Source organism: Streptomyces toyocaensis, from assembly GCF_000725125.1.
Lineage (GTDB): Bacteria > Actinomycetota > Actinomycetes > Streptomycetales > Streptomycetaceae > Streptomyces > Streptomyces toyocaensis.
This window is the reverse complement of the sequence record NZ_JFCB01000008.1, coordinates 118,084-138,455: the sequence shown is the minus strand read 5'-3', so window position 1 is coordinate 138,455 and position 20,372 is coordinate 118,084. Positions and strand designations below refer to the sequence as shown.

18 protein-coding genes are annotated in these 20,372 nt (G+C 72.6%); 8 read left to right on the top strand and 10 right to left on the bottom strand.

Going from position 1 to position 20,372, the window contains the following annotated elements; genetic code table 11:
* Positions 1–78: 78 nt before the first annotated feature.
* The gene (locus BU52_RS11900; RefSeq protein WP_037932409.1) at positions 79–1,281 is read left to right on the top strand and encodes an amino acid deaminase/aldolase; all 1,203 of its coding nucleotides are present in this window, start codon (positions 79–81) and stop codon (positions 1,279–1,281) included.
* A 24-nt stretch (positions 1,282–1,305) separates the two neighbouring features.
* Here BU52_RS11900 and BU52_RS11895 read toward each other — a convergent pair whose 3' ends face one another.
* The 4 genes from BU52_RS11895 to BU52_RS11880 are packed head-to-tail and all read right to left on the bottom strand — an operon-like array spanning position 1,306 to position 5,774.
* Positions 1,306–2,205, bottom strand: a complete 900-nt coding sequence (locus BU52_RS11895) for a DUF2510 domain-containing protein (protein WP_037932407.1) — start codon at positions 2,203–2,205, stop codon at positions 1,306–1,308.
* Positions 2,206–2,233: 28 nt separating this feature from the next.
* A complete protein-coding gene (locus BU52_RS11890; protein ID WP_037932406.1) occupies positions 2,234–3,016 on the bottom strand; it encodes a 3-oxoacyl-ACP reductase in 783 nt (260 codons plus the stop codon).
* Between the two features lie 6 nt (positions 3,017–3,022).
* A complete protein-coding gene (locus BU52_RS11885; protein WP_037932404.1) occupies positions 3,023–4,396 on the bottom strand; it encodes an aldehyde dehydrogenase family protein in 1,374 nt (457 codons plus the stop codon).
* A 7-nt stretch (positions 4,397–4,403) separates the two neighbouring features.
* Positions 4,404–5,774 (bottom strand): glutamine synthetase family protein, encoded by a 1,371-nt coding sequence (locus BU52_RS11880; protein WP_037932402.1) that lies wholly within the window; start codon positions 5,772–5,774, stop codon positions 4,404–4,406.
* Between the two features lie 85 nt (positions 5,775–5,859).
* Here BU52_RS11880 and BU52_RS11875 point away from each other — a divergent pair, with 85 nt between their 5' ends.
* The 3 genes from BU52_RS11875 (at position 5,860) to BU52_RS11865 (ending at position 8,902) form a co-directional block, all read left to right on the top strand.
* Positions 5,860–6,594 carry a FadR/GntR family transcriptional regulator gene (locus BU52_RS11875; RefSeq protein WP_037932400.1) on the top strand — a complete coding sequence of 245 codons (735 nt, stop codon included), beginning with the start codon at positions 5,860–5,862 and terminating at the stop codon, positions 6,592–6,594.
* A gap of 132 nt (positions 6,595–6,726) precedes the next feature.
* Positions 6,727–8,172 carry an ethanolamine permease gene (gene eat / locus BU52_RS11870; protein WP_037932398.1) on the top strand — a complete coding sequence of 482 codons (1,446 nt, stop codon included), beginning with the start codon at positions 6,727–6,729 and terminating at the stop codon, positions 8,170–8,172.
* Positions 8,173–8,194: 22 nt separating this feature from the next.
* Positions 8,195–8,902, top strand: a complete 708-nt coding sequence (locus tag BU52_RS11865) for a gamma-glutamyl-gamma-aminobutyrate hydrolase family protein (protein WP_037932396.1) — start codon at positions 8,195–8,197, stop codon at positions 8,900–8,902.
* Between the two features lie 100 nt (positions 8,903–9,002).
* On the opposite strand, the gene BU52_RS11860 is transcribed toward BU52_RS11865, so the two are convergent.
* From BU52_RS11860 to BU52_RS11840, 5 genes are all read right to left on the bottom strand, one after another.
* On the bottom strand, positions 9,003–9,938 hold the full coding sequence (locus BU52_RS11860) for a LysR family transcriptional regulator (RefSeq protein ID WP_037932395.1): 936 nt from the start codon (positions 9,936–9,938) through the stop codon (positions 9,003–9,005).
* Between the two features lie 9 nt (positions 9,939–9,947).
* Positions 9,948–10,682 carry a helical backbone metal receptor gene (locus BU52_RS11855; RefSeq protein ID WP_037932393.1) on the bottom strand — a complete coding sequence of 245 codons (735 nt, stop codon included), beginning with the start codon at positions 10,680–10,682 and terminating at the stop codon, positions 9,948–9,950.
* The gene (locus BU52_RS11850) at positions 10,679–11,248 is read right to left on the bottom strand and encodes a helix-turn-helix domain-containing protein (protein ID WP_037932390.1); all 570 of its coding nucleotides are present in this window, start codon (positions 11,246–11,248) and stop codon (positions 10,679–10,681) included. Before BU52_RS11850 ends, BU52_RS11855 begins: the two co-directional genes overlap by 4 nt.
* Before the next feature lie 394 nt (positions 11,249–11,642).
* Positions 11,643–14,261 carry an ABC transporter permease/substrate binding protein gene (locus BU52_RS11845; RefSeq protein WP_037932388.1) on the bottom strand — a complete coding sequence of 873 codons (2,619 nt, stop codon included), beginning with the start codon at positions 14,259–14,261 and terminating at the stop codon, positions 11,643–11,645.
* A complete protein-coding gene (locus BU52_RS11840) occupies positions 14,254–15,345 on the bottom strand; it encodes a quaternary amine ABC transporter ATP-binding protein (RefSeq protein WP_037932386.1) in 1,092 nt (363 codons plus the stop codon). Before BU52_RS11840 ends, BU52_RS11845 begins: the two co-directional genes overlap by 8 nt.
* Before the next feature lie 231 nt (positions 15,346–15,576).
* On the opposite strand from BU52_RS11840, the gene BU52_RS11835 reads away from it, so the two are divergent.
* The 4 genes from BU52_RS11835 (at position 15,577) to BU52_RS11820 (ending at position 18,831) form a co-directional block, all read left to right on the top strand.
* Positions 15,577–16,506, top strand: a complete 930-nt coding sequence (locus tag BU52_RS11835) for a 5'-3' exonuclease (RefSeq protein ID WP_235216317.1) — start codon at positions 15,577–15,579, stop codon at positions 16,504–16,506.
* 53 nt (positions 16,507–16,559) lie between these two features.
* Complete coding sequence (locus BU52_RS11830; protein WP_037932382.1) at positions 16,560–17,405, top strand: siderophore-interacting protein; 846 nt, start codon at positions 16,560–16,562, stop codon at positions 17,403–17,405.
* Positions 17,406–17,531: 126 nt separating this feature from the next.
* The gene (locus BU52_RS11825) at positions 17,532–17,840 is read left to right on the top strand and encodes a hypothetical protein (protein WP_037932380.1); all 309 of its coding nucleotides are present in this window, start codon (positions 17,532–17,534) and stop codon (positions 17,838–17,840) included.
* Between the two features lie 40 nt (positions 17,841–17,880).
* Positions 17,881–18,831 (top strand): RluA family pseudouridine synthase, encoded by a 951-nt coding sequence (locus tag BU52_RS11820; protein ID WP_037932550.1) that lies wholly within the window; start codon positions 17,881–17,883, stop codon positions 18,829–18,831.
* Here the strand turns inward: BU52_RS11820 and BU52_RS11815 are convergent.
* On the bottom strand, positions 18,825–20,336 hold the full coding sequence (locus tag BU52_RS11815) for a cytochrome P450 (RefSeq protein WP_037932378.1): 1,512 nt from the start codon (positions 20,334–20,336) through the stop codon (positions 18,825–18,827). The two genes, BU52_RS11820 and BU52_RS11815, sit on opposite strands and share 7 nt — an antisense overlap.
* Between the last annotated feature and the right edge of the window lie 36 nt (positions 20,337–20,372).

The following is a 20,372-nucleotide window of genomic DNA, read 5'->3' as shown; positions in this document are numbered from 1 at the left end:
AACCAGTCCGCAGGCCCGCGGCATCTGCCCGGGAACGTCCCCCTACCCTGCGGTAATCCCGTCTGGCAGGCTGCGGTCATGACTGCGCGCGCCGCCGACCGGGCCCGTTACGACCGGGCCACCGCCCAGCTCGACGCCCCTCTCGCGATCGTGGATCTGGACGCCTTCGACGCCAACGCGGACGATCTGGTCCGCAGGGCCGGAGGCAAGCCGGTCCGGGTCGCCAGCAAGTCCGTGCGCTGCCGTGCGCTGCTCGAACGGGTGCTGGCCCGGGACGGGTTCGCGGGCATCATGTCGTTCACGCTCGCCGAGTCGTTGTGGCTGGCCCGCTCCGGTTTCGACGACGTCCTGCTCGCCTACCCGTCCGCCGACCGTGCGGGATACGCCGAACTCGCCGCCGACCCCGGGCTCGCCGCCGCCGTCACGGTGATGGTCGACGATCCGGCACAGCTGGACCTGATCGACGCGTCGCGCGCGGGCGGCGGCGAAGTGGTGCGCGTGTGCCTGGAGCTGGACACCGCGCTGAGGCTGTTCGGCGGCCGGGTGCGGGTCGGTGCCCGCCGCTCGCCGCTGCACTCCCCCGCCCGGATCGCCGAGGTCGCGCGCGCGGTGGCCCGGCGGTCCGGGTTCAGGGTCGTCGGGATCATGGCGTACGAGGGTCATGTGGCCGGTGTCGGCGACGCGGTGGCCGGGCGGCCGCTGCGGTCCCGGGCGGTGCGGCTGATGCAGGCCGCCGCGCGCCGTGAGCTCGCCGAGCGGCGGGCCGCGGTGGTGCGGGCGGTACGGGAGGTCGTGCCGGACCTGGAGTTCGTCAACGGCGGGGGCACGGGCAGTGTGCAGCACACCGCCGCGGAGGACGCGGTCACCGAGATCGCGGCGGGTTCGGGTCTGTACGTGCCGCGGCTGTTCGACAACTACACGTCGTTCCGCGGGCGTCCGGCGGCACTGTTCGCCCTGCCCGTCGTACGGCGGCCGGGGGTGGGCGCGGTCACGGTGCTGGGCGGGGGCTATCCGGCCTCGGGCGCGCCCGGCGCGGACCGGCTGCCGGTGCCGTATCTGCCCGAGGGGCTGCGGTACGACCCCCAGGAGGGGGCCGGCGAGGTGCAGACCCCGCTGCTGGGTCCGCCCGCCGACGATCTGCTGATCGGGGACAAGGTCTGGTTCCGGCACGCCAAGGCGGGCGAGCTGTGCGAGCGGTTCGACGCGCTGCGTCTGGTGCAGGGCGACGAGGTCACGGAGACCGTGCCGACGTACCGCGGCGAGGGGCACACGTTCCTGTAGCGGCTCAGTGGGCCGGGTGGCGGCTCAGTGGGCCGGGCCGATGCTGCTGCCGACGCCGCCGCCGGAGTCCGCGTCGGTGACCGGGCGGATTCCCTTCGTGATGCGGTCCATGTCGGCCAGGGGCGGGCCGTCCTCCCCCGCGTCGAAGACGTACCGGACGAGGACCGGTGACTCGGTGCCCACGCTGGAGGGGAACACCAGCGACTGCACGTAGCCGCCGGGTCCCTCGGCGGTGGTGACGCGCCAGCGCACGAAGTAGCCGGCCCGGCCCGCCACCGCGACCGGGCCGGACTTCACGACCCGGTGGGACTCCAGCCCGCCGTACGGCTGCTGGCCGAGGGCGTCCTCGCCGAAGGCGTCCTCGGCCGCCTCGGGGATGTCCTCCTCGGCGAGCGCCTCGGGCGAGGTCTGGTCGGTCGCGGTCACGGTGCGGGAGACGACGAGGCCGTGGCGGCAGACGGAGCCCTCGCCGGGGCAGTCGTAGGTGCCGTCGGTGGTCATGACGACGTCGTCCTGGGCGACGTGCTCGGGCCGGACCCAGCCGTCGAGGAGCGGGAAGGTGACGCCGTTGAGCTCGTCCTCGACGACGTCCGGGACACCCGTGGCGGGCTCGGACGTGGAAGGTGAGGGGGCGGGCAGCCCGGTCGCGGAGCTGCTGGTGGTGGCCGTCGGGCCGGTCTTCGTCTCCGCCTCGTCGTCGTCCCCGCCGAGGAACACCGCGCCGGTGACGACCGCCGCGACGAGGACGGCACCCGCCGTGGTCAGGGCGACGGCCTTCGCGCGGCCGGTCCCGCCCGCGGGCGGGACCGGCGGCACGTCGGGCGTCCCGGGTGCGCGCCGGTGCCCGGTCCAGGCGGTGCCGTCCCACCAGCGTTCCAGGTGCGGGGCGTGCGGGTCCCGGTACCAGCCGGGCGGGGGCGTCATGCTCATCCGGGCACTGTAACGACGAGCCCTACAGCGGTGTGACGTACGCCCCCGAGATCCCGCCGTCCACCAGGAAGTCGGTGGCGTTGACGAAGGAGGCGTCGTCGCTGGCCAGGAAGGCGACGGCGGCGGCGATCTCCTCGGCCTCGGCGAACCGGCCGAGCGGGATGTGCACCAGGCGCCGGGCCGCCCGCTCGGGGTCCTTGGCGAACAGCTCCCGCAGGAGCGGGGTGTTGACCGGGCCGGGGCACAGGGCGTTGACGCGGATGCCGTCGCGGGCGAACTGCACTCCGAGTTCACGGGACATGGCGAGGACGCCGCCCTTGGAGGCGGTGTAGGAGATCTGGCTGGTGGCCGCCCCCATCCGGGCCACGAAGGAGGCGGTGTTGATGATGGAGCCCTTGCCCTGGCGCCGCATGTAGGGGATGGCGGCCTTGCAGCACAGGTAGACGGAGGTGAGGTTGACCTCCTGGACGCGCTTCCAGGCGTCGAGTCCGGTCTCCAGGATGGAGTCGTCGTCGGGCGGGGAGATCCCTGCGTTGTTGAAGGCGACGTCGACGCCGCCGTAGGTGTCGTACGCGGCGCGGAACAGCGCCTCGACCTGTCCGGGGTCGGTGACGTCGACGTGCACGAAGATGCCGCCGGTTTCCTCCGCGGCGGCCTTGCCGCGTGCCTCGTCCACGTCCCCGCAGACGACGTGGGCGCCCTCGGAGGCGAGGCGGCGGGCCGTGGCGAGGCCGATGCCGCTGCCGGCTCCGGTGACGACGGCGCTGCGGCCGACCAGTCGGCGGCAGATGTTCTCTTCGCTCATGTGCCCTCAGGCCTCCGTGCTGATGAAGACGTTCTTGGTTTCGGTGAAGGCGGTCAGCGCGTCCGGGCCGAGCTCGCGGCCCACACCGGACTGCTTGAACCCGCCGAAGGGGGTCCAGTAGCGGACGCTGGAGTGGGAGTTGACGGACAGGTTGCCCGCGCGCACTCCCTGGGAGACGCGCAGGGCGCGGCCGACGTCCCGGGTCCAGACCGAGCCCGAGAGCCCGTACTCGGTGGCGTTGGCCAGGCGTACGGCGCCGGCCTCGTCGTCGAACGGGAGCACGACGGCGACGGGGCCGAAGACCTCCTCGACGGCGACACGCGCGTGGGGCCCGACGCCGGTGAGGACGGTGGGCGGGAACCAGTAGCCGGGGCCCTCGGGGGCCTTGCCGCGGATGCCGTCGAGGTCGTCGGTGACGTAGGAGCGGACGCGGTCCAGCTGGGTGCGGGAGATCAGCGGGCCCATGTGGACGGTCTCGTCGGCCGGGTCGCCGACCCTGACCGCCTCGATCGCCGGGGCGAGCAGGTCCAGGAACCGGTCGTGCGCGGAGCGCTCGACGAGGATGCGGGTGCGGGCGCAGCAGTCCTGGCCGGCGTTGTCGAGGAACGACAGGGGGGCGGCGGCCGCGGCGGCCTCCAGATCGGCGTCGGCGAAGACGATGTTGGGGCTCTTGCCGCCGAGTTCGAGGGTGACGCGCTTGAGGTGTGCCGCGCCCTTCGCCCACACCTGTCTGCCCACGTCCGTCGACCCGGTGAACACGATCTTGGCGACGCCGGGGTGTTCGACGAGGGCGTTGCCGGCGACGGGTCCGTGTCCGGGGAGCACCTGGAACAGACCCTCGGGCAGCCCCGCCTCCAGGGCGAGCCCGGCCAGGCGCAGGGCGGTGAGGGGGGTGGTCTCGGCCGGTTTGAGGAGGACCGCGTTGCCCGCGGCGAGGGCGGGCGCGGAGCCCCAGGCCGCGATGGGCATCGGGAAGTTCCAGGGGGCGATGACGCCGACGACACCGAGCGGTTCGAGGAAGGTGACGTTCACCCCGCCGGACACCGGGATCTGATGGCCGGTCAGGCGTTCCACTCCTCCGGCCGCGTAGTCGAGCAGATCACGGACGTTGCCCGCCTCCCAGCGGGCGTTGCCGAGGGTGTGGCCGGCCTCGCGGACCTCCAGCAGGGCCAGTTCCTCGACGTGCGCGTCGACCGTGGCGGCGAACCGGCGCAGCAGCCGCGCCCGGTCACCGGGCGCGAGGGCGGCCCACGCGGTCTGCGCGCGTGCGGCGCGTACGACGGCGGCGTCGACGTCGGCGGGGCCGGCGGCCGGGACGGTGGCGATCACCTCCTCGGTGGCGGGGTTGCGTACCTGGAGCTCAGGGGTGTGCTCGGACAACGAGGCCTCACATGCGTTCGAAGGAGCGGCGCAGCTCCCAGTCGGTGACCGCGGCGTCGAACGCGTCGATCTCGACGCGCGCCATGTTGCGGTAGTGGGCGACGACCTCGTCGCCGAAGGCGGCCTTGGCGATCGCGCTGTTCTCCCACAGCTCGGCGGCCTCGCGCAGGGTGGTGGGGACGTGCTCGTAACCGGCGGTGTAGGCGTTGCCGGGGCAGGGTTCGGGCAGCTCGAGTCCCTGCTCGATGCCGTACAGGCCGGCGGCGACCATGCCGGCCACGGCGAGGTGCGGGTTGACGTCGCCACCGGGCAGCCGGTTCTCGAACCGCAGCGAGCGGCCGTGGCCGACCACGCGCAGGGCGCAGGTGCGGTTGTCACGTCCCCAGGCGACGGCGGTCGGGGCGAAGGAACCCGGCTGGAACCGCTTGTAGGAGTTGATGTGCGGGGCGTACAGCAGGGAGAACTCGCGGAGCGCGGCGAGCTGTCCGGCGAGGAAGCGGCGCATGACCTCGGACATGGCGTCCGGTTCCTCGGCGGAGTCCGGCATCACGCTGTCACCGGCGGCGTCCGTCAGGGAGAGGTGGATGTGGCAGGAGTTGCCCTCGCGCTCGTTGTACTTGGCCATGAAGGTGATCGAGACGCCCTCCTGGGCGGCGATCTCCTTGGCGCCGGTCTTGTAGACGGCGTGCTGGTCACAGGTGACCAGGGCCTCGTCGTAGCGGAAGGCGATCTCGTGCTGGCCGGGGTTGCACTCGCCCTTGGCGGACTCGACGGTGAGTCCGGCGCCGGCCATCTCGTTGCGGATGCGGCGCAGCAGGGGCTCGATGCGTCCGGTGCCGAGCACGGAGTAGTCGACGTTGTACCGGTTGGCCGGGGTGAGGCCCCGGTAGCCGGCGTCCCAGGCCTGTTCGTAGGTGTCCCGGAAGACGATGAACTCCAGCTCGGTGCCGGCCTGGGCGGTGTGGCCGAGCGCGGTGAGGCGGTCCAGCTGGCGGCGCAGTACCTGCCGCGGGGCGGCGACGACCGGGGAGCCGTCGGCCCAGGCGAGGTCGGCGACGGCCAGGGCGGTGCCCTCGTTCCAGGGCAGGCGGCGCAGGGTGGCGAGATCGGGGTACATGGCGAAGTCGCCGTAGCCGGTGTCCCAGGAGGACATGGCGTAGCCGTCGACGGTGTTCATGTCGGCGTCGACGGCGAGCAGGTAGTTGCAGCCCTCGGTGCCGTGCCTGAGCACCTCGTCGAGGAAGAAGCGCGCGGCGAACCGCTTGCCCTGGAGCCGCCCTTGCATGTCCGGGAAGGCCAGGACGACAGTGTCGATCTCGCCGCCGGCGACGAGGGTGTGCAGTTCCTCGACGGAGAGCGGGGGTGTGCGGTCTGCCACGGGAGAGCCTCCTCGGGCTTCTTCGGTCAGCCGGGAGCCATAAGGTATTGCTGAGGACCATTGCTTGGGAAGGGGGCACGGCGACATGCCGGAGGACGAGATCGGCGCGGTGGGGGACCGCCTGGCACCGGTGCTGCGGCAGGTCCGCGCGGGCAACGGCTTCGAGGAGGCGCTGGAGCAGATCCTCCAGGTGGTGCGGCTGGGCCTGGTGGCGGGCGGGGAGCGGCTGCCGGCCGAGCGGGAGCTGGCGGAGCGGCTGGGGATCAGCCGGGTGACGCTGCGCGAGGTGCTGAAGGTGCTCCAGGACCAGGGTCTGGTGGAGTCGCGGCGCGGGCGGTACGGCGGCACGTTCGTCCTGCCCCGCCCGACGGACACGGGCGAGGAGGAGCTGCGGCGGCGGATCGCCGAGGTGGACATCGAGGACGTGCTGCGCTTCCGGGAGGTGCTGGAGGTGGGGGCGGCGGGGCTGTGCGCGGCGCACGGGCTGACGGACCAGCAGGCGGCCCGGCTGCGCGAGGCGCTGAACGGGACGCAGGAGGCTCCGCTGGGCGACTACCGGCGCCTCGACACCCTGTTCCATCTCACGCTGGCGGAGCTGTGCGGCTCACCGACGCTGACGGCGCAGTACGCGGCGGTGCGGGCGACGGTGAACGACCTGCTGGACTGCATACCGTTGCTGGTGCGCAACCTGGAGCACTCCCAGCTGCAGCACGCGGCGCTGGTCGGGGCGGTGCTGGAGGGGGACGCGGACGGGGCGAGGGAGATGATGCGCGAGCACTGCGCGGGGACGGCGGCGCTGCTGCGGGGGTTCCTGGCGTGAGGACGTGACACGCGGGGCACCTCGGGGTGACGCACGGGGCTTGCGCTCACGGTGCCCGGGCCACGAAGGTATGGGCCCACAAAGGTCTGGATCCGTTCCATTTACCGCGTCATCGCCCTGGGGAGTCGCCCTGTGAGCCTTCCACCCACGTCCCGTGAACCCGCCGGTGAGGCGGACGACTACCTGGAGCGCAGGAGGCTGCGCCGCGGCAGCGCCGGCTGGGTGCTGCTGACCGGCCTCGGTGTCGCCTACGTCGTGTCCGGCGACTACTCGGGCTGGAACTTCGGCCTGGCCGAGGGCGGTTTCGGCGGCCTGGCGATCGCCATGGTGCTGATGGGCGCCATGTACACCTGCATGGTCTTCGCCCTCGCCGAACTGTCCTCGATCCTGCCCACGGCGGGCGGCGGCTACGGCTTCGCACGCCGGGCGCTCGGCCCGCTGGGCGGGTTCCTCACCGGTACGGCGATCCTGATCGAGTACGTCCTGGCACCCGCCGCGATCTCCATCTTCATCGGCGACTACGTCGAGTCGCTGGGCCTGTTCGGCCTGGAGTCCGGCTGGCCGGTGTACTTGACCTGCTTCGCCGTCTTCATCGGCATCCACCTGTGGGGTGTGGGCGAGGCGCTGCGGTTCAGCTTCGTCGTCACGGGCGTCGCGGTGGCGGCACTGGTGGTGTTCGCGCTGGGTGCGCTGCCCGATTTCGAGGCGTCCTCGCTGGACGACATCCCGGTGGACTCCTCGGCCCTCGGCGCGACCTCCTGGCTGCCGATGGGGCTGCTGGGCATCTGGGCGGCGTTCCCGTTCGGCATGTGGTTCTTCCTGGGCGTGGAGGGCGTACCGCTGGCCGCGGAGGAGACCAGGGAGCCGGCCCGTACGCTGCCGAGGGCGATCCGCTGGTCCATGGGCATCCTGGTGGTGCTGGCCGTGATCACCTTCGTCGCGGCGGCCGGGGCACGCGGCTCCGCAGCGGTCCAGGACGCGGGCAACCCGCTGGTGGAGGCGCTCCAGCCGGACGGCGAGGCGACGGTGCTGAGCCGGATCGTGAACTACGCGGGCCTCGCCGGGCTGGTCGCGTCGTTCTTCTCGCTGATCTACGCCGGTTCGCGGCAGCTGTTCGCGCTGTCCCGCGCCGGGTACCTGCCGAGGTTCCTGTCGCTCACCAGCAGCCGCAGGGCGCCGTACCTCGGACTGCTGGTGCCGGGCGCGATCGGCTTCGCCCTGGCCGCGGGGACGGGCAACGGCGCGCGCATGCTGAACATCGCCGTCTTCGGCGCGACGATCTCCTACGCGTTGATGTCCCTCTCCCACATCGTGCTGCGCCGCCGCGAGCCGGAGCTGCCGCGGCCGTACCGGACGCCGGGCGGGGTGCTGACCTCCTCGGTCGCGCTGGTGCTCGCGTGCGCGGCACTGGTGGCGACGTTCCTGGTGGACGTGACCGCGGCGTTCATCGCGCTGGCCGTCTACATCGTGGCCGTGGCGTACTTCGGCCTGTACAGCCGCAGGCATCTGGTGGCGCAGGCGCCGGAGGAGGAATTCGCGGCGCTGGCGGCGGCCGAGGCAGAGTTGGCACGGGACTGAGAGCGGAAAAGGAGGTGCCGGAGTGCCGGCCAGGCCACTGATCGGCATCAGCACGTACGCGGAGCCCGGGGTGCGCTGGGGTGTGTGGCGACTGGACGCCGTGCTGCTGCCGGCCGGCTATCCGCGGCTGGTGCAGCGGGCGGGCGGACTGGCCGCGCTGCTCCCGCCGGACGCGCCGGACCGGGCGGCGGCGACCGTGGCACGCCTCGACGGCCTGGTCGTCGCGGGCGGCCCGGACGTGGAACCCGTCCGCTACGGCGCCGAGCCCGACCCGCGCACGGGGCCGCCCGCCCGGGCCCGGGACGCGTGGGAACTGGCGCTGATCGGAGCGGCCCTGGAGCGCGGGCTTCCGCTGCTGGGCGTCTGCCGGGGCATGCAGCTCCTCAACGTCGCGCTGGGCGGCACCCTCGTCCAGCACGTCGACGGCCACGCGGAGGTGCCGGGCATCTTCGGCCGGCACCCGGTCGATCCGGTCCCCGGCACGCTCTACGGCGGCATCGCCCCGGGGCAGGCCTCCGTACCCACCTACCACCACCAGGCGGTGGACCGCCTGGGCACCGGCCTGATCCCGTCGGCGTACGCGGCGGACGGCACGGTGGAGGCGATCGAGCTCCCGGGAGCGACGTGGGTCCTGGGCGTCCAGTGGCACCCGGAGATGGCCGACGACGTCCGAGTGATGCGTGCCCTGGTCGCCACTGCCGCCGGCCGCGGGCAGTCACTGCCGCCGTAGTCGCGGGCGATCGTGCCGTGGGGCGGCACGGGTGGGCGCGACGGCACCCCGTGGGCGCCGGGCTGCGCGACCCACCCTCGCCCGGCCCCCCGCACCGGGCTCACCCCCGCGTCAGCGACAACAGATCCCGCGCCGGCCCGGCAGGCCGGTGCCCCGCGGTCCACACCGCCCGCAGATCGCGAGCGAGCGCGACACCGTGCACGGGAATCCGTACCAGCCGCCGCGTCCCCAGCTCCTCCCCCACCGCGAGTTCGCTCAGCACCGCCGGCCCCGCGCGCCCCACCGCCGCCGCCTTCACCGCCGTGGTCGAGGATAGCTCGATCAGCGGCCGCGCCAGCCCGCCCAGCGCGGCCTCCAGCACCTGCCGCGTCCCCGACCCCTCCTCCCGCAGGATCAGCTCGGTCGCCGCCAGCTCCTCCGCCGCGAGCGGCCGCCGCCGCCGCGCCCACGGGTGCGACGGTGCCGTCACGACGATCAGCCGGTCATGGGCGATCACCGCGGAGTCCAGTCCCGACGGCACCGTCAGTCCCTCCACGAACCCGACGTCCGCCTCCGCCGCCAGCAGCCGCTCCGCGACCGCCGCCGAGTTCCCCGCGAGCAGCGACACCGCCGTGTCCGGCCGCTGTGCGCGCAGCGCGAGCAGCCAGCCCGGCAGCAGGTACTCGGCGATCGTCATGCTCGCCGCCACCCGCAGCCGCGAGTCCCTGCGGTCCCGCAGTGCCTGCGCGCCGGCGTCGAAGGCCTCCGCCGCCTCCACGATCCGGCGCGCCCAGTCGGTGACCAGCGCCCCGGCGTCGGTCAGCCGCGACCCCCGCGGCGAGCGGTCGACGAGGGCCACACCCAGCTGCCGCTCCATCGACCGGACGCGGCTGCTCGCCGCGGGCTGGGTGATGCCCAGTTCGCGCGCCGCGCCGCCCAGACTCCCCAGCCGTGCCACCGCGAGGAGCAGTTCCAGCGCCCCGAGGTCCGGCACCCTGTGGGTCAGCGACCCGGGGCTCACGGGCCGGTCGCCGGCGTGGTCCTCCGTGGTGCTCATCGGTTCAGCTTATGTGGGGCTCGCGGCGCGCAGGGCCCGCCCCAGTACCGTCGGCGCCTCGGCCAGCGACGGCCCGTACCAGGTGAGGTGCCGGCCGCTCACCAGCGCGCAGGGCAGTCCGGGGAAGGCCTCGGGGCCGTCGTCGGCGGTGAAGCGGTACGGCTCGTCGGGGAGGACGACGACGTCGGGTTCCCTCCCGCGCAGTTCGCCGAGCGGGATGCGCGGGTACCGCTCGGGGTGAGCGGCGTACACCTGGTCGACGCCCAGCCGCGACAGCAGGTCGCCGGCGAAGGTGTCGCGGCCCAGCACCATCCAGGGGCGCCTCCAGACGGGCACGACCGCCGTCCGCCGGTGCGGGGCCGGGGACAGGGCCTCCCAGGCGGCTTCCGCCTCGTCCAGCCACCGGGGCCGTGCCACAACGGCGCAGGCGGCGAGCACCCGGGCGAGCTCGCCGAAGGCCTGCGGCAGCGTCCGCACCTCCGTCACCAGCACGTCGAGGCCCGCCGCGCGCAAGGCCGCCAGGTCGGGCGCGCGGTTCTCCTCCTCGTTGGCGATCACCAGGTCGGGGGCGAGGGCGGCGATCCGGTCCACCGTCGGGTTCTTGGTACCGCCGACGCGTACGACGTCCAGCCCGGCCGGATGCGTGCACCAGTCGGTGGCGCCGACGAGGGCGCCGGGCGCGGAGAGGGCCACGGCCTCCGTCAGCGACGGGACGAGGGAGACGACCCGGAGGTGACGGCTCATCGGCGCGGCTTGTCCCGCAGCGCCTCGATGTGCTCGGCGACGGCGACGACCAGCAGCCGTGTGTCCGGGACCGTGGCCCGCCAGCGGTGCCGGACGCCTCCGGTCAGGTACAGGGTGTCGCCGCGGCCGAGGCGGTAGGCGCGCCCCTCCGCCTCGATCTCCACGGCGCCGTCCGACACGTACATCAACTGGTCGTTGCGGAACTGCAGTTCACGTCCGGCATCATGGTCGCCGGTGTACTCGGAGGCGTGCATCTGGTGGTGGCCGCGGACCAGGGAGCGCACCCGGGGTTCCCCCCAGGGTTCCGTGCCCTCGGCGCGGACGACGTCCACGCTGCACGCCGGGTCCGCGGCGGCGAGGAGTTCCACGGCGGTGGTGCGCAGGGCGTCGGCCACCTTCTCCAGGGAGTTCTGGCTGGGGCGCGCCCGCTCGTTCTCGATCTGGCTCAGGAACGGGACGGACAGGCCGCTGCGCTCGGCCACGACGGCGAGGGTGAGGTCCAGCGCACGGCGGCGGCGCCGCACGGCCGCGCCCACCCGCAAGGGCTGTTCCTTGTGGTCGCCCATCGCTTCGGCTCCCTCCTCGCCGATCGTCCCGCACCCCGGGTGCCGGCCACCCCGGCCCATTGCCTTGATGAGTTGTCTGCACCCTACGCATGTTCGGCAAACCGTTTCAGGCGCCTGTCACGTCGCCGTCCCGCGCGACCGGTGCCGACCTCACAGTTCTCGCCAGCCACCCGGCGGGCCCCTCGGTCCCCCGCGCACACGAAAAGGGGTGTCCCCGCCATTGTTCCCCGGACCAGGCGGAAGGTCACGGGGGAGGTTCGGGCAGGGCATTGCGCTCTGTGGTTGTCCGGATTCTTATCGTGTTCCCGTTCGGCCGCGGACATGCGCGAGGGGCGGGCCCGGCCGCCCACGGGGGCGGATCCGGGCCCGCCCCCGTGGGCGGCCGGTGCGGCGGTCAGCGCGGAGTCATCCGCTCCACCATGTCCGGGTGCTCCTGGAGCCAGGCGGCGACCGCCTCCTCCTCGTGGCCCTGGCCGCGGTTCTTGATCTCCGCCTCCAGGCTGCCGAGCTCCTCCTCGCTCATGTGCCAGCCCTTGATCCACTCCGTGAGCCGCGGGTACTGCTCGGGGAACTTCTTGCTGGCGATGGTGCGGATCGTGTTGCCCTCACCGAAGGCCTTCCTGGGGTCCTTCAGCTTGGTCAGCTCGTACTCGCTGTAGGCCCAGTGCGGCGACCACAGGGTGACCGCGACCGGTTCCTTCTCGGCGAGGGCGCGCTTGAGCTCGGCCAGCATGGCCGGCGTGGAGCCGTCGACGACCTCGTACTCGTCCTCAAGGCCGTAGCCCGGCATGACCTCGTTCTTCAGCAGCTGCATCTCACCGGTGCCCGGCTCGATGCCGATGATCTTGCCGTCGAAGAGGTCGGCCTTGCCCTTGAGGTCCTCGAGCGACGTGACGTCCTTGACGTACGAGGGGACGGCGATCTCCAGCGAGGTGGGCTCGTACCAGGTGCCCAGGTCGGTGAGGTCGTCCTTGCTCTTGTCCCAGTAGTTCTTCTGCGCGTACGGCAGCCAGGCGTCGAAGTTGAGGTCGAGGTCCCCGGAGGCGAGGCCGGTGTAGACCGGGCCGACCTCCATCTGCTTGAGGTTCAGCTTGTAGCCGCGCCGTTCCAGCACGTTCTTCCACAGGTAGGTGACGGCGATGTCCTCGTCCCAGGGGAACCAGGCCACGTCCAGCGTCCGCTTCGCCTCGGCGGGGGTGTCGCCGGAGCCGGACCCCACCGGGGCGATCCGGTCGACGACGCCCGGGTTGTCCTCGAGCCAGGCGCGGACGGCGTCCTGCTGCCTGCCCTTGCCGGCCTTGTTGATCTCGGCCTCGAGGCCTGTCAGTTCCTTCTCGGTCATCGAGAAGTCCTTCAGCCACTTCCCGACGAGCGGGTTGTCACCGGCGAAGCCCTTGCGCGACACGGTGTGCACTCCGTCGCCCTCGCCCCAGGAGCCCTTGGGGTCCTTCAGCTTCTTCAGGTCGTAGTCGCTGTACGCCCAGTGCGGCGACCAGAGCGTGACGACGAGCGGCTCCTTCTTGCTGTAGGCGCGCTTGAGCTCGGCCAGCATCGCCGGCGTGGAGCTGTCGACGACCTCGTACTCCTCGTCCAGGCCGTAGTCCTTCAGCACCTTGTCCTTCAGCAGGCCCATCATGCCGGCGCCGGCCTCGATGCCGGTGATCTTCCCGCCGAACGTGGACGCCTCGCCCTTCAGGTCCTCCAGGGAGTCGACGTCCTCCATGTACGCCGGCACGGTCAGCTCCAGCGAGGTCTCCTCGTACCAGGAGCCGAGGTCGTCGAGCTGCTTGCCGTACTTCTTCCAGTACGCCTCGTGGGTGGTGGGCAGCCAGGCGTCCGTCTGGAAGTCGACGTTGCCCTGGGCGAGCGCGGTGTAGAGCGGGCCGGCCTCGAACTGCTCGGCCTCCACCTCGAAGCCGCGCTGTTCGAGGACCTCCTTCCACAGGAAGGTGGAGGCGACGCCCTCGTCCCAGGGGATGTAGCCGATGCTGATCTTCTTGCCGTCACCGACCCTCCCGCCGTCGGCTGTGCTGCCGGAACCACTGGATCCGCCGCCGAACAGTCCCATGCCACCCGCGACGAGCGCGAGGACCACGACACCGATCACGGCGACCTGCGGGCGGGGCCGGTAGGACCAGATCCTCAGCCCCTGGGCGGCGCGTGCCTTGGCCGCGGCGCGCCGGCCGAGCGGGGAGACCTGGGTGCCCAGGGCGCTGGTCATGCGGTCCAGGTAGATCGCCAGGATGACGATCGCGATGCCGGACTCGGCGCCGAGGCCGATGTTCAGCTGGCCGATGGCCTCGATGACCGCGCCGCCCAGGCCGCCGGTACCGACCATGCCCGCGATCGCCGCCATGGACAGGCCGAGCATGATGACCTGGTTGACGCCCGCCATGACCGTCGGCAGGGCCAGCGGAAGCTGGACGCGCAACAGGGTGTCGCGGGGGGTGGTGCCGAACGCCTCGGCGGCCTCGACCAGTTCCTTGTCGACCTGGCGGATGCCCAGCTCGGTCATGCGCACGCCCGGGGCGAGCGCGAAGATCAGGGTGGCGACGATGCCGGGGGCGGATCCGGTGCCGAAGAACAGGATCGCCGGGATGAGGTAGATCATCGCGGGCAGCGTCTGCATGAAGTCGAGGACCGGCCGGACGGCGGCGCTGACCCGGTCGGAGCGGGCCGCCCAGATGCCCAGGGGCACCGATATGACCAGTGCGATGACGGTGGCGACGATGACCAGCGCAAGCGTCACCATCGAGTCCTCCCACAGTTCGAGGGAGTCCAGGAAGGCGAAGCCGACGAAGGTGAGGACACCGGCGAAGGTGCCGCGCAGCCAGAAGGCGACGACCGCGAAGATGCCGCAGAGGATCAGCGGTTCGGGGGCCTGGAGGACGGCGTTGACGCCGTCGTAGGCGCCGGTGAAGAGGGCCTTGAAGAAGTCGAAGAGCCAGCTGACGTTGGCGAGCAGCCAGTCGACGGTGCTGTTGACCCAGTCGCCGAGCGGGATCCTAGGCACGGGCCATCACCTTCTCGCCGCCCTTGTCGCGCGGGGTGTCGCAGACCCCGGGGTCGGACTCCTCGTCGCCGAGGAAGCCGACGAGGCGCTGCCGGGGCACGACCCCGACGAGCGCGTCCTGCGTGTCGAGCACCGCGACGGGGTGCGGCACGCGGGCGCTGATCGCGCACAGATCGGTGAACGGTGTGTCGGGCGAGGCGGTCTCGCAGCCGCAGTCGGCCTCGTCGCCGCGCACCTCGCGGTCCATCACGGCGCCGGCGGTGAGCACGCGGGAGCGGTCGACGTCCTGGGTGAACGAGGCGACGTAGTCGTTGGCGGGCCGGATCAGGATGTCCCGCGCGGTGCCGATCTGCACGATGCGGCCGTCGCGCATCACCGCGATGCGATCGCCCAGACGCATGGCCTCGTTGAGGTCGTGGGTGATGAAGACGATCGTCTTCTTCAGCTTCTTCTGCAGTTCGATCAGCTGGTCCTGCATGTCCCGGCGGATCAGCGGGTCGAGCGCGCTGAAGGACTCGTCCATCAGCAGCAGGTCGGCGTCGGTGGCGAGCGCGCGGGCGAGGCCGACGCGCTGCTGCATACCGCCGGACAGCTCGTCGGGCCACGACGCCTCCCAGCCGGCCAGGCCGCACAGGGCGAGCGCCTCGTCGGCGCGGCGTTCGCGCTCGGCGCGGGGCACGCCCTGCACTTCCAGGCCGTAGGCAGCGTTGTCACGGACGCTGCGGTGCGGGAACAGCGCGAAGTGCTGGAAGACCATGCTGATCTTCCTGGAACGGACCTGGCGCAGTTCCCGGTCGGACAGCGCGGTCAGGTCCTGGCCGTCGAAGCGCACGTGTCCGGCGGTCGGCTCCAGCAGGCCGTTGAGCATCCGCAGGAGGGTCGACTTGCCCGAGCCGGACAGGCCCATGACGACGAAGATCTCGCCCGGCTCCACCGTGAACGAGGCGTCGATGACGGCCGCGGTGACGCCGTCGGCGCGCAGCTCCTCCCGGTCTGCCTTCTTCTGGCGCAGTCGTTCGACCGCCTGGTCCGGTCGTCTGCCGAACACCTTGAACAGATGCTCGGCCTCAAGCCTGGATGACACGCGTACCTCTTGTCTCGACGGCAAAGGACAGGAGCGGTGTCCGGCGGACGGCTCACACGGCCCACGACAGTTGAATCTGTAACCGGTATCGCTCCGGGGCGGCGCCTCCCCGGTTTTGCACAGGGCAAACGTGTTCGTGTGCCGCCTCACAGGAGTAGCGCATCGCGCAACTGGTTGCGCTGTGCGCGACGGCGTGCTTCCTGCCGGGCGCTGTCGGTGCCGTGCGGCATGATGCGGGACGTGACCGGACGACTGATGCTCCTCGACACCGCCTCCCTGTACTTCCGCGCCTACTTCGGGGTCCCCGAGTCCGTGCGCGCCCCCGACGGCACGCCGGTGAACGCCGTGCGCGGACTGCTGGACTTCATCGACCGGCTCGTCAGGGACCACCGGCCGGACCGCCTGGTGGCCTGCATGGACGCCGACTGGCGCCCACAGTGGCGGGTGGAACTGATCCCCTCCTACAAGGCGCACCGGGTCGCGGAGGAGCGCGGGGAGGGCCCTGACGAGGAGGAGGTGCCCGACACGCTGACGCCGCAGGTGCCGGTCATCGAGACGGTGCTCGACGCGGTGGGCATCGCACGCGTGGGGGTCGCCGGGTACGAGGCGGACGACGTGATCGGGACGTTCACCGCCCGGGCCACGGGGCCGGTCGACATCGTCACCGGCGACCGCGACCTGTACCAGCTGGTGGACGACGCGCGAGGGGTGCGCGTGCTGTATCCGCTGAAGGGTGTCGGCACGCTCCAGGTCACCGACGAGGCCGTGCTGCGCGAGAAGTATGGGGTGGACGGCAAGGGGTACGCGGATCTGGCGCTGCTGCGCGGTGATCCGAGCGACGGCCTGCCGGGCGTGCCCGGCGTCGGGGAGAAGACGGCGGCCAAGCTGCTGGCCGAGTTCGGCGACCTGGCCGGGATCCTGGCGGCGGTGGACGACCGGCGGGCCGGACTCACACCGACGCAGCGCAAGCGTCTCGACACGGCGCGTCCGTACCTCGCGGTCGCCCCCAAGGTCGTCAGGGTCGCGGAGGACGTCCCGCTGCCGGACGTGGACACGGCGCTGCCGCGGGCGCCGCGCGACCCGGCCGGGGTCGATTCCCTGGCCGTCCGCTGGGGTCTGGGCGGTTCGCTGCAGCGTCTGCTGACGACGCTCTCGGCGTAGACCCCGAGGTGGTAACTTAGGTAACCCTAACCGTGACCGCTGGGAGGCACCTCATGGCAGAGCGACCGGGACGCGCACCGCGCACACCGCACACCGCCGAGGTGATCCGCACCGAGCGGCTGACCCCCCACATGCAGCGCGTCGTGCTCGGCGGCGAGGGCCTCGCCGGCCTCGCCGCGGACACCTGCACCGATCACTACGTGAAGCTGCTGTTCCCGCCCGCGGGCGCGGTCTATCCGGAGCCCTTCGACCTCCAGCGCATCCGCGAGGAGTTCCCTCGCGAGCAGTGGCCGGTGACGCGTACGTACACCGTGCGCCAGTGGGACGCCGAGCACCGCGAGCTGACCCTGGACTTCGTGATCCACGGCGACGAGGGCCTGGCCGGTCCCTGGGCGGTGAACGCGCGGCCGGGCGAGGTCGTCCGTTTCCTGGGCCCCGGCGGCGCCTACGCCCCGGACCCGGCCGCAGACTGGCACCTGCTCGTCGGCGACGAGAGCGCACTGCCCGCGATCGCCCGCGCCCTGGAGACACTGCCGCACGGCGCCCGGGCGTTCGCTTTCGTGGAGGTCTCGGGCCCCGAGGAGGAGCAGAAGATCGACTCCGACGTGGAGGTGCGCTGGCTGCACCGGGGCGGCCGGCGCGTCGGCGAGGCACTGGTGGAGGCGGTCCGCGATCTCGACTTCCCCGAGGGCCGGGTGCACGCCTTCGTGCACGGCGAGGCCCACTTCGTGAAGCAACTGCGCCGTCTGCTGCGGATCGAGCGCGGTGTCCCGCGCGAGGACCTGTCGATCTCCGGTTACTGGCGGCTCGGCCACAACGAGGACGGCTGGCAGGCCTCCAAGCGGGACTGGAATGCCCGTATCGAGGCCGAGCAGGAAGGCACGGCGGCTCCCGCCTGACCCGGTCCCCCGAGCACTCCTCCGGCCCCCCTCGGGGCGCCGACCGGGTGAACGACGGCACCACCCCCCGTCCCGGACGGCGTGGCGAGCCCGTCCGGACCGGCCGCTGCCCCAGGATCCGGGCGCGTGGCACACACCTTCGACGAGCTCGTGGCCAAGCAGCGCGCGGCGGACGAGGCACACGCCCGGGTACGACAGCTCCGGGAGGCCTACGATCCGCGCGCCCGCGCCCGGTGGAGCGGGCACCAGACCTCCACCTGGGAGACCGCCTGGAGGGCCTGGCGCGACCTCGCCCGTGACGTCCGCGTCGCGGTGGCCGAGTACGCCCGGGCCGAGGGCAGGCCGCGCCACGAGATCGAGACCGAGCTGGCACGTGCGGTCCGGCCCGGGGAACCACCCGGGCCGGAGGGGCGGGACGGCGGACGACTGCCCTAGGGAGCCGACAGGCGCCCGCCGCCTCGTACGCTTGCTCGGTGTGAGACGTAGACGCACCCTCCCGCCCTCTCCCCTGCCGCAGCGCGACGGTGTGGACCCCGTGAGGGTGCGGCTGCCCGCCGGGGAGGAGTGGTCCACGGTGCGGGAGCACCTGGTGCAGCGGCTGTCGGCCGGACCCGGCACGGTGGACGCGATGTTCGCGGCGGGGCTGATCGTCGGGGCGGACGGGCGGGCCGTACCGGCGGACACACCGTACGCGCCCGGCATGTTCCTCTGGTTCCACCGGGAGCTGCCCGCCGAGGTGCCCGTGCCGTTCCCGTTGGAGGTCGTCCACCGGGACGAGCACATCGTCGTCGCCGACAAGCCCCACTTCCTGGCCACCACCCCGCGCGGCAGCCACGTCACCCAGACCGCGCTCGCCCGGCTCCGCCGTGAACTGGGCATTCCGGAGCTGGGCGCGGCACACCGCCTCGACCGGCTCACCGCGGGGCTGGTGCTGTTCACGGTGCGGCCCGGGGAGCGGGGCGCGTACCAGACGCTGTTCCGCGACCGTCTGGTGCACAAGGAGTACGAGGCCGTCGCGCCGTACGACCCGGCGCTGGAGCTCCCTCGTACCGTGCGCAGCCGGATCGTGAAGGAGCGCGGGACGCTGACCGCCCGGGAGGTCGGGGGTGAGCCGAACGCGGTGACGCGTGTGGAGCTCGCCGCCCACCGCCCGGACGGTCTGGGCCGGTACCGGTTGGTGCCCGGTACCGGGCAGACCCATCAGCTGCGGGTCCACATGAACGCCCTGGGCGTGCCGATACTCGGCGATCCGCTGTATCCGGCGGTGACCGGTCCCGTCCCGGCCGGTGACTTCCGGCGTCCGCTGCAACTGCTCGCCCGGAGGCTGGAGTTCACCGACCCGGTGACGGGCGTGGAGCACCGGTTCACCAGCGGCCGGACGCTCGCGGCCTGGACGTCGTACGAGGACTGGGCGACCGGTCAGTAGCCGCGCCACCAGCGCAGGAAGCGCTGCCAGGCGTTCCGTGGCGGGGCGGGTTCCGTCACCGGCGGGAGCGGCGGCACGGGCACGGGCGGCTGGACGCGCGGCTCCGGCCGCACGGGGGCGGCGCCGGCCGGCCCGGGCTGCGGGCGGGCGGCGCCGATGTGCCAGTCCTGCTGCCGGGGCGTGTCGTTCTCGTGGCTGGGCCGCTGTGTCTCGTCCTGCTGCGGCCGGGGCGTGAAGTGGACGGGCAGCTCCACCAGGTGCCGCGAGGCGATGGACTCGGTGAAGGACAGCTCCGCCTCGTCGACGCTGAGCTCCACGTCGGGCAGCCGCATGAGCAGGGCGTCGACGCCGACTTCGGCGATGGTACGGCCGATGTCCTGGCCGGGGCACTCGTGCGGGCCGCCGCCGAAGGCGAGGTGCGAGCGGTTGCCCTGCATGTCGGCGGTCGGATCGGGACGCACGCGCGGATCGACGTTGGCCGGCGCGGGCGCGAACAGCAGTCCGTCGCCCTTGCGGATGCGCTGGCCGCCGAGTTCCGTCTCCTGCTTGGCGAAGTAGGCGAAGATGGTACTGAACGGCGGCTCGTCCCAGAGCAGTTGCTCCACCGCCTGAGGCACGGTCATCTGTCCGCCGTTGAGCTGGGAGCGGAAGCGGGGGTCGATCAGCACCTGACGCAGCACATGGGCGAGGAGGTTGGCGGTGGCCTCGAAGGCGGCGATCAGTACCACCCTGAGGTGCTGGCTGACCTCCTCGTCGGTCAGCCCGGCCGGGTGGGCGATGAGACGGCCCGCGAAATCGTCCATCGGCTCGGCACGGCGGCGGGCGGTGAGACGCTCCAGGGCCCCCATGACGTAGGCGTTGCTGGCGATGGCGGTCTCGGTGCCCCGGATCATGTCGCGGGCGGCCTCGACGATCCGGTCGCCGTACTCGTCCGGCATGCCCAGCACGTGGCACATCACGGCCATCGGAAGGTGCTCGGCGTACTGGCCGACCAGGTCGGCCTCGCCCGCCTCGCAGAACCGGTTGACGACCCGCTGCACGCTGCGGTTGACGTGCCGGCGCAGGCCGCGGAAGTCGGTGGCCGCCACGGCCGCGTCGATGGCGGCGCGCAGCCGCTTGTGCTCGTCGCCCTCGGCGTGCGCGCACATCGGCTGCCAGGCGATGTGCGGCATCAGCGGATGGTCGGGCTTGACCAGGCCGTCCCGGAGCGGGGACCAGATGCGGCTGTCCTTGCAGTACTGCGCGGGCGTGCGGACCAGCTGCCGGCTCTCGGCGTGACCGAGCACCACCCACATCGGCACGTCGTCGTGGACCAGCACGGGCGCCACCGGACCGTGCCGGTCCCGGAGCTCCTCGTACAGCGTCCTCAGGTCCTCCGACTCGTGCAGCCGGGCCGGTCCGCCGGGGCCCGGGCCGTGCGCGGGGCATCCGGGGGGCGGTCCGGGCCGGGGACCGTCCGTGCCGGTCGGGGAATCACCCGTCAGGGAGTGGGATTCAGGCGTCACAGTGGTCGCTCCGGAGGGGGGAGGCAGGGGGCTGGG

Excerpts from the sequence above, each read along its gene's own strand:
- BU52_RS11890 (WP_037932406.1), bottom strand. The coding sequence starts at position 3,016 with ATGAGCGAAGAGAACATCTGCCGCCGACTGGTCGGCCGCAGCGCCGTC.
- BU52_RS11860 (WP_037932395.1), bottom strand. The coding sequence starts at position 9,938 with ATGAGCACCACGGAGGACCACGCCGGCGACCGGCCCGTGAGCCCCGGG.
- BU52_RS11900 (WP_037932409.1), top strand. The coding sequence starts at position 79 with ATGACTGCGCGCGCCGCCGACCGGGCCCGTTACGACCGGGCCACCGCC.
- BU52_RS11830 (WP_037932382.1), top strand. The coding sequence starts at position 16,560 with ATGGCAGAGCGACCGGGACGCGCACCGCGCACACCGCACACCGCCGAG.
- BU52_RS11855 (WP_037932393.1), bottom strand. The coding sequence starts at position 10,682 with ATGAGCCGTCACCTCCGGGTCGTCTCCCTCGTCCCGTCGCTGACGGAG.
- BU52_RS11875 (WP_037932400.1), top strand. The coding sequence starts at position 5,860 with ATGCCGGAGGACGAGATCGGCGCGGTGGGGGACCGCCTGGCACCGGTG.
- BU52_RS11850 (WP_037932390.1), bottom strand. The coding sequence starts at position 11,248 with ATGGGCGACCACAAGGAACAGCCCTTGCGGGTGGGCGCGGCCGTGCGG.
- BU52_RS11895 (WP_037932407.1), bottom strand. The coding sequence starts at position 2,205 with ATGACGCCCCCGCCCGGCTGGTACCGGGACCCGCACGCCCCGCACCTG.
- BU52_RS11835 (WP_235216317.1), top strand. The coding sequence starts at position 15,577 with ATGCGGGACGTGACCGGACGACTGATGCTCCTCGACACCGCCTCCCTG.